Below are 10,086 nucleotides of genomic sequence, written 5' to 3'. Positions count from 1 at the left end.
TGAAACGAGGCGGCGATTTTTGATCTTGCTCCAGATCTTCATTGCCTGAAAGAATCGCCGCCTCGTTTCACTCGACAGCTCCTACAGGAGAGCGGGGGAGTTGGGGCTCGGGAGTAACGTTTCAGAGGTATTGCGGGTGATCAAACAAGCGTTTCATCGGCTTGATGGCCCTTTGCTAATTTTCTCAGTGCGTTCTTTTGTGCAATCAGTACAATCGCCCGATTTGCCCCCCGAGAACGGAAGCAGTACGGCGGGGTAGTCGCGAGAAATCCAATGCTCATCGGTAGCTATTCACCCACGCTGGTTATCATTTCGCTCTTCGTAGCGATTCTCGCCTCCTATACCGCACTCGACATGACCGGGCGTATTGCCACTGCCAAAGGTCGGGCCGTGCATTTGTGGACGGCGGGCGGGGCTTTTGCGATGGGCATTGGTGTGTGGTCGATGCATTTCATCGGCATGCTCGCGTTCAAATTGCCGATTGACCTTGGCTACGATGTCACGCTGACGTCGCTGTCGCTGCTGACCGCGTTCCTGTCCAGCGGCTTCGCCCTGTGGCTGGTCAGCCAGCCACAATTACCGGCCTGGCAACTGGCGTTCGGTGCACTGGTGATGGGTGCGGGCATCAGCGCCATGCATTACACCGGCATGGCCGCCATGAGCATGCAGCCGGGCATCGATTACGACCCTACGCTGTTCAGCGCATCGCTGCTGATAGCCGTTGGCGCCTCGGGCGCGGCGTTATGGATCGCCTTCCGCCTGCGCAAGCACACACCTTACGTCCGGCTGATTCGCGGCGGCGCGGCGGTGATCATGGGCATCGCCATCGTCGGCATGCATTACACCGCCATGGCCGCAGCGCAGTTTCCGGACGGCAGTTTTTGTGGCGCGGCCGTCAACGGTTTAAGCGGCAAGGGCCTGGACAGCCTGGTCTTGATCACCACGCTGGCGGTGTTGAGCATCGCCTTGCTCACCTCGATTCTGGATGCGCGTCTGGAGGCGCGCACCGCCGACCTGGCCCGCTCGCTGACCGAAGCCAATCGTGAACTCACCCAACTGGCGCTGCACGACACCCTGACCGGTTTGCCGAACCGGGTATTGCTGGCCGACCGCATCGGCCAGGCCATGTCGAAGGTGCAGGAGCAGGGCGGTTGTTTTGCATTGATGTTCATCGATCTGGACGGTTTCAAACCGGTCAATGATGCCTTCGGCCATCACATGGGCGACCTGCTGCTGCGGGAAGTCGGCTTGCGCCTGCGCGAGGATCTGCGCAGCCAGGACACCCTGGCGCGGATCGGCGGTGACGAATTTGTCTTGCTGGTGCAACTGCGCGACGAACATGACGCCCTGAACCTGGCGGCCCGTCAGGTCGGAATGATCGCGCGCTCGTTCCGTGTCGCCGAACATGATTTGCAGATTTCAGCCAGTGTCGGCATCGCCCTCTACCCGGGCAACGGCCAGACGGCCGAAGAGCTGCTGATGAATGCCGATGCGGCGATGTATCACGCCAAGGGCGCGGGCAAAAACGGCTACAGCTTCTTCGACGCCTCGATGAACAGCAACGCGCGCAAACAACTGCAATTGCTGCAAGACCTGCGTAATGCCGTGGACCAGCAACAATTCAGCCTCTATTACCAGCCCAAATTCGACGCCAGCAATGGCCGGCCGGTCGGCGCCGAAGCGCTGTTGCGTTGGGTGCACCCGACTCAGGGCATGCTGCTGCCGGACAAATTCATCGAGCTGGCGGAGAAGACCGGGCTGATCATTCCGATTGGCGACTGGGTGCTCAACGAAGCCTGCCGCCAGATGCGCGAGTGGTACGTGCTCGGCTACACCGACTGGCGCATCGCCGTGAACCTCTCGGCCCTGCAGTTCTGTCATGCCGGCCTGGTTCAAAGTGTCGCCAAAGCCCTGGCCACGCACCATTTGCCCGCCAACAGCCTGACTCTGGAAATCACCGAAACCACCGCCATGAGTGACGCCGATGCGAGCATGACGGTGCTTAACGAGCTCTCGGAGATGGGCGTCGACTTGTCCATCGATGACTTTGGCACCGGCTATTCGAGTTTGATGTACCTCAAGCGTTTGCCGGCCAATGAATTGAAGATCGACCGCGGTTTTGTCCGCGACCTGGAACGCGACAGCGACGACGCCGCGATCGTTTCCGCCATCGTCGCGCTGGGCCAGGCACTGGGTTTGCGGATTGTCGCCGAAGGGGTGGAAACCGACGTGCAGCAGGATTTCCTCACCCAGCTGGGCTGCGATTCGTTGCAAGGCTACCTGCTGGGGCACCCGCTGCCGGCGGAGCGCTTCATGGTCGACATCCTTCGAGCGGAGCGTGCGGCCGCGTTACCGCTTACCGCCGAGTCACTCCCCCTGTAGGAGCCGGCTTGCCGGCGATGGGCCCCGTGAGAGTTACGTCGATTTCGAGGGCGCTATCGCCAGCAAGCCGGCTCCTACAGAGGACCGTGTAGTTCAGATCGTTCAGGCCCGCCACAAAACCTTGTAGGAGCCGGCTTGCCGGCGATGGGGCCCGTCCAGTCTCCACACACCCCATGCAAAAAACGCCGATGACGGTTATTCTTGCCCCCGACTGCTTACGCTTGAACGGGGAAAGCTCGCATGGACAAAGTCATCGTCATCACCGGCGGAAGCCGCGGCATCGGTGCCGCCACAGCCTTGTTGGCCGCCGAACAGGGCTATCGGATTTGCATCAACTATCAATCCGACGAAGAAGCTGCGCACCGTGTGCTCGAGCAAGTCCGCGCCCTTGGCGCCCAAGCCATCGCGGTCCGTGCCGATGTCAGCATCGAAGACGAAGTGATCGCCTTGTTTCACCGGGTCGACACCGAGCTGGGCCGGGTCACCGCACTGGTCAACAACGCCGGCACCGTGGGGCACAAATCCCGGGTCGACGAAATGTCCGAATTCCGCATCCTCAAAATTCTCAAAACCAACGTCCTGGCGCCGATCCTCTGCGCCAAACACGCGATCCTGCGCATGTCGCCCAAACATGGCGGCCAGGGTGGCAGCATCGTCAACGTCTCCTCGGTGGCCGCACGCTTGGGCGCCCCCAACGAATACGTCGACTACGCGTCCTCCAAAGGCGCACTCGACACCTTCACCGTCGGCCTGTCCAAGGAAGTGGCCGGCGAAGGCATCCGCGTCAACGCCGTGCGCCCCGGTTACATCTACACCGATTTCCATGCACTGAGCGGCGATCCGGACCGGGTCAGCAAACTGGAATCGGCAATACCGATGGCACGCGGTGGCCGGCCGGATGAAGTGGCGGAAGCGATTGTGTGGTTGTTGTCGGATAAGGCGTCGTATGCGACGGGGACGTTTGTTGATCTTGGTGGCGGGCGTTAGCCTTCAAGTGTTGTGGTGCCTGTTCTGGTCTCATCGCGAGCAGGCTCGCTCCCACAGTGGAACACGGTCAACTGTAGGAGCGAGCCTGCTCGCGAAGGCGATAGACCAAACACTATCAAACCTTCAGAACGACCGCACAATCCGCCCCAACGTCTCCATCGCCTTCTCCGAAGCCTCATCCCAAGGGCTGCCATAATTCAGTCGAATACAATTCCTGAACCGCTGCGCCGGTGAAAATATCGGCCCCGGCGCAATGCTGATCCCTTGCGCCAATGCCATCTGAAACAACTTCAACGAGTCCATCTGCGGCGGCAATTCCAGCCATAAAAAATACCCGCCGGCCGGTTGGCTGACACGAGTCTGCGCCGGGAAATAGCGCGCAATCGCCGCCAGCATCGCACTTTGCTGCTCTTCCAACGCATAACGCAGTTTGCGCAGATGCCGGTCATAGCCGCCATGTTGCAGATAATCGGCAATGGCCGCCTGCGCCGGCATCGATGCGCACAGCGAGGTCATCAACTTCAACCGCTCAATCTTCTGCGCATAGCGCCCGGCAGCCACCCAGCCAATGCGATAACCAGGGGCGAGGCTCTTGGCGAACGAGCCGCAGTGCATCACCAACCCTTCGGTATCGAACGCTTTCGCCGGTTTTGGCGCCTGTTGCCCGTAATAGAGTTCTGCGTAAACGTCATCTTCGATCAGTGGCACCTGATGGCTGCGCAACAACTCCACCAGTTCCTGTTTCTTGGCCTCGGGCATGGTGGCGCCCATGGGGTTCTGGAAACTGGTCATGCACCAGCAGGCCTTGATCGGGTGGCGTTCCAGGGTTTGCGCGAGCACGCCGAGGTCGATGCCGTCGCGTGGGTGCACGGGGATTTCCACGGCTTTGAGTTTCAGCCGTTCGAGGATTTGCAGGCAGGCGTAGAACGCCGGGGCTTCGATGGCCACCAGGTCGCCGGGTTCGGTGACGGCTTGCAGGCACAGGTTCAACGCTTCGAGGGCGCCGTTGGTGATCAGCAGTTCTTCCATGGGCAGCATCAGGCCGCCGACCATGTAGCGCAGGGCGATTTGTCGGCGCAGTTGCGGGTTGCCCGGCGACATGTCGGTGACGACCATGCGCGGGTCCATGTCCCTGGCGGCGCTGGCCAGGGAGCGGGACAGGCGTTGCAGGGGAAACAGGGTCGGGCTGGGGAACGCCGAGCCGAAGGGCACGGTGTTGGGGTCTTTGATCGAGTCGAGGACCGAGAACACCAGTTCGCTGACGTCGACTTCGGTGGACTCGTTGACCTGGCTGCTGATCACCGGCTCTGAAAACGGGCTCGGCGCATGGGTGTTGACGAAGTAGCCGGAACGCGGGCGGGCGCGGATCAGGCCACGGCGCTCCAGCAGGTAATAGGCCTGGAACACCGTGGACGGGCTGACGCCGTAGGTCTGGCTGGCGTAGCGCACCGAGGGCACGCGCTGGCCGGGGCCGAGGACGCCGGAGCGGATCAGTTCAGCGATGTCGTCGGCGAATTTTTCGTAGCGTTTCATCGAGTGCCCGGTTCATTGTGGTTCAGTGAAATCGAGGTGACTTCTTCGCGGGCAAGCCTCGCTCCTACAGTACGGTGGAGACTGTAGGAGCGAGGCTTGCCCGCGAATGGCAGCACCGCAGTCTAAGGGATCAACGGTTCATCGGCGCAACAAACCGGCTTTTGGCCACGCTATAAATCTCAGGTTCATCGCTGTCGATGATCTTGAAATTGATGCTCTGCGAGCTGCTGCTTGGCCGTTCGGTGGTCATCGCCACGGACACCGGCACGTCGACAATTTCGCCCGGCGCCAGGCTCAGTTCGGTCTTGCCTTGCAGCTGGAAGCCGTCGCCATCGACCAGGGTCAAGCGATAGTCCTGACGTTGCTGGGTCTTGTTGATGACCTTAAGGCTGTAGATGTTTTCGATCTGCCCCTGGCTGTTCTCGCGGAACAGACCACGGTCCTTGCTGACGTCCAGCGACACCATCGGCCGTTCCACCAGCGCGAGGGCGAGGGCGCCGATCATCACCAGCAACACCGCGGTGTAGCCGATCAGCCTTGGCCGCAGCAGATGCGTCTTGCCACCTTGCAACTCGTGCTCCGAGGTGTAGCTGATCAGGCCACGGGCATAGCCCATTTTGTCCATGATCGAATCGCAGGCGTCGATACACGCGGCGCACCCGATGCACTCCATCTGCAAGCCATCGCGGATGTCGATGCCGGTCGGGCAGACCTGTACGCACAGTTGGCAATCGATGCAATCACCAAGGCCGACGTCGGCAGGTTGCACCTCACGTTTGCGTGGGCCACGGTTTTCGCCACGGGCGACATCGTAGGAAATTGTCAGCGTGTCCTTGTCGAACATCACGCTCTGGAACCGTGCATACGGGCACATGTGCATGCACACCGCTTCGCGCAGCCAACCGGCGTTGATGTAGGTCGCGCCGGTGAAAAACAACACCCAGAACAGGCTGACACCGCCCATCTGCAAGGTCAGCAGTTCTTCGGCCAGCGGCCGGATCGGCGTGAAGTAACCGACAAACGTCAGGCCCGTCATCAAACTGATCGCCAGCCACAGCGTGTGCTTGGCCGAGCGACGCATCAGTTTATTCACGCCCCAGGGCGCGGCTTGCAGCTTGATTCGCTGGTTACGCTCGCCTTCGGTGATCTTCTCGCACCACATGAAGATCCAGGTCCAGGAGCTCTGCGGGCAGGTGTAGCCGCACCAGACCCGGCCGGCAAATACGGTGATCGCAAACAGACCGAACGCGGCAATGATCAGCAGCGCCGACAGCAGAATGAAATCCTGCGGCCAGAAGGTCGCACCGAAGATGTGGAATTTGCTTTCGGAAAGGTCCCAGAGCACGGCCTGACGGCCACCCCAGTTCAACCACACGGTGCCGAAAAACAGCAGAAACAGAAACCCCGCACCGCTCAAGCGCAGGGTTCGGAACAGGCCGGTGAAGCTGCGGGTGTGGATCAGGTTGTCGCTGGACTTGGCCTTCATCTTTGGACGCGAAGGCTCAAATGTTTCTACGGTTCGGACGGGGATTCTTTCGCTCATGGTCTTTCGCTCATCAGCCTCCATCAGGCATGAGCACTATGAGCGGCGATCTGTTTGCATAACAGACTCAGGTATCGCAATAAAAAGCGGATCAGATGAGCGTTGGGCCTCGCCCTGCGACAAGTTGATGCACCCGTCAAAACGGGGCGCGGGCGCCTATATCAGGCGCCCGCGCGTGATGTTGATCCGGGTCAGTCAAATCACCGAATCACTGTTGGTGGCCTTCAGATGCCGTCGACCGTCCACTGCGCCTGCTACGGTCAATGCATCGGCTTCTGCTTCGGTGATGTAAATGCGCTGGCCGTCGATGTCTACCGCCGACATGGCCTTGGCGCCGTCGGTGATGATGGTGACGTCGGGGCACAGACGAATTTCTTCGCCGTTCTGCGTGATGAAGAAGCAGGTCTGGTTTTCGATGCGCACAGTCATGGATAGGTCCTTTTTCTGCGGGTTCATGACTGTTAGGGCACCCGCGGCCGCCATCGTTCTGTGCAACCGATTAATGGTCGGCGCGGTCCATCCTCTATCGAGCATCTACAAGGATTGCACCATGAACGCCTGGTGGCATGAGGTTTGGGTGACGCTGCAAGCGGAGTTCGCCGACATCGGCGACGCCTCACAACTGACACGAATTACCGTCAGATTGCTGATAGCGGCGATTTTGGGCGGGATTCTGGGGTTCGAGCGTGAACACAAGGGCAAGGCGGCCGGAGTGCGAACGCACATGTTGGTTGCCCTTGGCGCGGCATTGTTTGTGCTGGTGCCGCAAATGTCCGGTTCTCAGGCGGATGCCATGAGCCGCGTGGTGCAGGGCGTGATCGCCGGGATCGGCTTTCTCGGTGCCGGGACCATCCTGAAAAACCAGGACGGTGATGAAGGCCATGTGAAAGGCCTGACCACCGCCGCCGGGTTGTGGATGACCGCGGCGATTGGTGTTTCCGCCGGGTTGGGGCGTGAGGCGACGGCGGTGTTTAGTACGTTGCTGGCGTTGGCGATTTTCAGCGTGATGCCGAGGATCGTGAAGCTACTCGAAAACAAAGACTGACACGGACCTGTAGGAGCCGGCTTGCTGGCGATGGCGGTGTGTCAATCAATGCAAATGGTGCGTTGTAAACCGCTATCGCCAGCAAGCCGGCTCCTACAGGGGGCGCGGCATCATTCGGGACTGACGATTACCGGCGGGATGGTTTCTGGCGGATCTTCACGCGGTGGCGGGGTAGTGCCCGGCGGGTCCTGCTCGGGTACAGGCTGTGGCTCAGTCGACGGAATGGTCGGTTGGTCGATGTTCGGATCTGGCGTTTCTGCCGGGATTGGAATACTCATCGTTGAAGCCTCCAGTGGCACATGGCGCAAGTCGTGCTTAAGTGTGTTGACCACTTCGTGCAGGAATTGATTCCACCGGATACCCAGGCAAATCCCCGTGAACTTTTACCGGCGCCCGTCGCTCGGAACTTAAGTGAGTTCATTCCCGGGCCGCTGGCCTTGCGCGAATGACGACCAGGTACAAGAGCGTCCATGGGGCGTGAAGGAGAGATGCTCGATGACTGCTGAAAAACCCACAGAGCTCAACTACAACCCTCATATGCCGCTGTCGCAGGCATTACTGCTACCGCGCATCGCCATCGAAAACACCATGCCGACCCTCGATGGTGGGCAATTCGCCGTTAAAGCGGTGGTGGGGCAAGACGTGGTCGTTACCAGCAAAGTCTTCGCCGACGGTCATGACAAACTGGCCGTCCGGGTCCGCTGGCGCGCCGCCGACGATGAAGTCTGGCAGAGCGAAGTCATGGGCGAGTTGGGCAACAACGGTTATCAAGGCCAGTTCCGCGTCGACCGCCAGGGCCGTTATGTGTTCTGCATCGAAGCCTGGGTCGATCAGTTCGCCAGCTTCTGTTATGAGCTGGAAAAAAAGTACACGGCCCGGGTGCCGGTCAGTCTTGAGTTGCAGGAGGGGCGCAATCAGGTCCAGCAGGCGGCCGAACGCACTGAAGGACCACTCAGCGAAGCGCTGGCCGCGCTGCACCATGAATTGTCCGGGTTGCTCGAAACCGAGCAGGTCGCACTGTTTTTGCACCAGCGTAGCGCTGACCTGATGGCCGAGGCCGATCACCACGCTTATTTGAGCCTGAGCGCCGAGTTTCCGCTGGATGTCGAACGCGAGCTCGCGCAGTTTGCCAGTTGGTATGAGTTGTTCCCGCGTTCGATCACCGATGACCCGGCCCGTCACGGCACCTTCAACGACGTGCATTCGCGGCTGCCGATGATCCACGACATGGGGTTCGACGTGCTGTATTTTCCACCGATCCACCCGATCGGGCGCAGCTACCGCAAAGGCCCGAACAACTCGCTCACCGCTGGCCCCGACGATCCGGGCAGCCCCTATGCCATTGGCAGTGAAGAGGGCGGGCATGAGGCGATTCATAAGGAGCTGGGCACCCGCGAAGACTTCCGTCGGCTGGTGGCTGCAGCGGCTGACCATGGCCTGGAAATCGCGCTCGACTTTGCCATCCAGTGTTCCCAGGACCATCCGTGGCTCAAACAGCACCCCGGCTGGTTCAACTGGCGCCCGGACGGCACGATCAAATACGCCGAGAACCCGCCGAAGAAATATCAGGACATCGTCAACGTCGACTTCTATGCGGTCGAGGCGATCCCCAGCCTGTGGGTCGAGTTGCGTGACATCGTGGTCGGCTGGGTCGAGGAGGGCGTGAAGCTCTTTCGCGTCGACAACCCGCACACCAAACCGTTGCCGTTCTGGCAGTGGCTGATCGCCGATGTGCGGGCGCTGTACCCGGAGGTGATTTTTCTCGCCGAAGCCTTCACCACGCCAGCGATGATGGCGCGCCTGGGCAAGGTGGGGTATTCGCAGAGCTACACCTACTTCACCTGGCGCAACACCAAGCATGAACTGTCGACGTACTTCACCGAGCTCAACGAATCGCCGTGGCGCGAATGCTACCGGCCGAATTTCTTCGTCAATACGCCAGACATCAACCCGGCGTTTCTGCATGAGTCGGGGCGCGCCGGTTTTCTCATCCGTGCGGCGCTGGCGACTATGGGCTCCGGGTTGTGGGGCATGTATTCAGGGTTCGAACTCTGTGAAGCCGCGCCTGTGCCGGGGAAGGAAGAATACCTCGATTCCGAGAAGTACGAGATCCGCCCAAGGGACTTCAATGCGCCCGGCAACATCATCGCCGAGATCGCGCAGCTCAATCGCATTCGTCGGCAAAACCCGGCGCTGCACACGCATTTGGGGCTAAGGGTCTACAACGCCTGGAATGACAACATTCTGTATTTCGGCAAGCGCAGCGCCGATGGCAGCAATTTCATTCTGGTGGCCGTCAGCCTCGATCCGCACAACGTTCAGGAAGCGAATTTCGAATTGCCGCTGTGGGAAATGGGTTTGTCCGACGACGCCAGCACCCAGGGCGAGGATTTGATGAACGGGCATCGCTGGACCTGGCACGGCAAGTACCAGTTCATGCGGATCGACCCGGCGCATCAGCCGTTCGGGATCTGGCGCATCACCGTCTAAACGCAGGACCTGTAGGAGCCGGCTTGCTGGCGATAGCGCAATTACATTCAACAGTTTCGTTGACTGGCCCGCCGCCATCGCCAGCAAGCCGGCTCCTACAAGGGAA

At 60.3% G+C, this 10,086-nt stretch carries 8 protein-coding genes; 4 read left to right on the top strand and 4 right to left on the bottom strand.

The genetic code is table 11. From position 1 onward, the window contains the following. Nucleotides 1–273: 273 nt before the first annotated feature. Together IB246_RS03835 and IB246_RS03830 are read left to right on the top strand one after the other, a co-directional pair. Nucleotides 274–2,382, top strand: coding sequence for a putative bifunctional diguanylate cyclase/phosphodiesterase (locus IB246_RS03835; protein WP_192229993.1), 2,109 nt, complete (start codon nt 274–276; stop codon nt 2,380–2,382). A 240-nt stretch (nt 2,383–2,622) separates the two neighbouring features. Beyond that, the gene (locus IB246_RS03830) at nt 2,623–3,369 is read left to right on the top strand and encodes an SDR family oxidoreductase (protein ID WP_008035597.1); all 747 of its coding nucleotides are present in this window, start codon (nt 2,623–2,625) and stop codon (nt 3,367–3,369) included. A 123-nt stretch (nt 3,370–3,492) separates the two neighbouring features. On the opposite strand, the gene mapR is transcribed toward IB246_RS03830, so the two are convergent. The 3 genes from mapR to IB246_RS03815 form a co-directional block, all read right to left on the bottom strand. After that, nucleotides 3,493–4,902: a GntR family transcriptional regulator MpaR gene (gene mapR, locus IB246_RS03825; protein WP_008041055.1), complete on the bottom strand. Its 1,410-nt coding sequence runs from the start codon at nt 4,900–4,902 to the stop codon at nt 3,493–3,495. A 130-nt stretch (nt 4,903–5,032) separates the two neighbouring features. Further along, nucleotides 5,033–6,445 (bottom strand): cytochrome c oxidase accessory protein CcoG, encoded by a 1,413-nt coding sequence (ccoG, locus tag IB246_RS03820; RefSeq protein ID WP_008041054.1) that lies wholly within the window; start codon nt 6,443–6,445, stop codon nt 5,033–5,035. Between the two features lie 195 nt (nt 6,446–6,640). After that, on the bottom strand, nt 6,641–6,874 hold the full coding sequence (locus IB246_RS03815) for a DUF3203 family protein (protein ID WP_008035603.1): 234 nt from the start codon (nt 6,872–6,874) through the stop codon (nt 6,641–6,643). A 121-nt stretch (nt 6,875–6,995) separates the two neighbouring features. Between IB246_RS03815 and IB246_RS03810 the strand changes: the two genes are divergently transcribed. Then, on the top strand, nt 6,996–7,490 hold the full coding sequence (locus tag IB246_RS03810; protein ID WP_008041053.1) for an MgtC/SapB family protein: 495 nt from the start codon (nt 6,996–6,998) through the stop codon (nt 7,488–7,490). Nucleotides 7,491–7,600: 110 nt separating this feature from the next. Here IB246_RS03810 and IB246_RS03805 read toward each other — a convergent pair whose 3' ends face one another. Continuing rightward, a complete protein-coding gene (locus IB246_RS03805; protein WP_008041052.1) occupies nt 7,601–7,768 on the bottom strand; it encodes a hypothetical protein in 168 nt (55 codons plus the stop codon). A 217-nt stretch (nt 7,769–7,985) separates the two neighbouring features. Here IB246_RS03805 and IB246_RS03800 point away from each other — a divergent pair, with 217 nt between their 5' ends. Further along, nucleotides 7,986–9,980: an alpha-1,4-glucan--maltose-1-phosphate maltosyltransferase gene (locus IB246_RS03800; protein ID WP_008041051.1), complete on the top strand. Its 1,995-nt coding sequence runs from the start codon at nt 7,986–7,988 to the stop codon at nt 9,978–9,980. Nucleotides 9,981–10,086: the final 106 nt, after the last annotated feature.

The organism is Pseudomonas sp. PDM01 (genome assembly GCF_014852325.1).
Taxonomy (GTDB): Bacteria; Pseudomonadota; Gammaproteobacteria; order Pseudomonadales; family Pseudomonadaceae; genus Aquipseudomonas; species Aquipseudomonas migulae.
This window is presented reverse-complemented; position numbering and strand designations above follow the sequence as displayed.

What these genes read in the sequence shown, in the direction of transcription:
- IB246_RS03835 (WP_192229993.1), top strand. Translation starts at nt 274, where the DNA reads ATGCTCATCGGTAGCTATTCACCCACGCTGGTTATCATTTCGCTCTTC.
- IB246_RS03810 (WP_008041053.1), top strand. Translation starts at nt 6,996, where the DNA reads ATGAACGCCTGGTGGCATGAGGTTTGGGTGACGCTGCAAGCGGAGTTC.
- IB246_RS03830 (WP_008035597.1), top strand. Translation starts at nt 2,623, where the DNA reads ATGGACAAAGTCATCGTCATCACCGGCGGAAGCCGCGGCATCGGTGCC.
- IB246_RS03800 (WP_008041051.1), top strand. Translation starts at nt 7,986, where the DNA reads ATGACTGCTGAAAAACCCACAGAGCTCAACTACAACCCTCATATGCCG.
- mapR (WP_008041055.1), bottom strand. Translation starts at nt 4,902, where the DNA reads ATGAAACGCTACGAAAAATTCGCCGACGACATCGCTGAACTGATCCGC.
- ccoG (WP_008041054.1), bottom strand. Translation starts at nt 6,445, where the DNA reads ATGAGCGAAAGAATCCCCGTCCGAACCGTAGAAACATTTGAGCCTTCG.
- IB246_RS03805 (WP_008041052.1), bottom strand. Translation starts at nt 7,768, where the DNA reads ATGAGTATTCCAATCCCGGCAGAAACGCCAGATCCGAACATCGACCAA.
- IB246_RS03815 (WP_008035603.1), bottom strand. Translation starts at nt 6,874, where the DNA reads ATGACTGTGCGCATCGAAAACCAGACCTGCTTCTTCATCACGCAGAAC.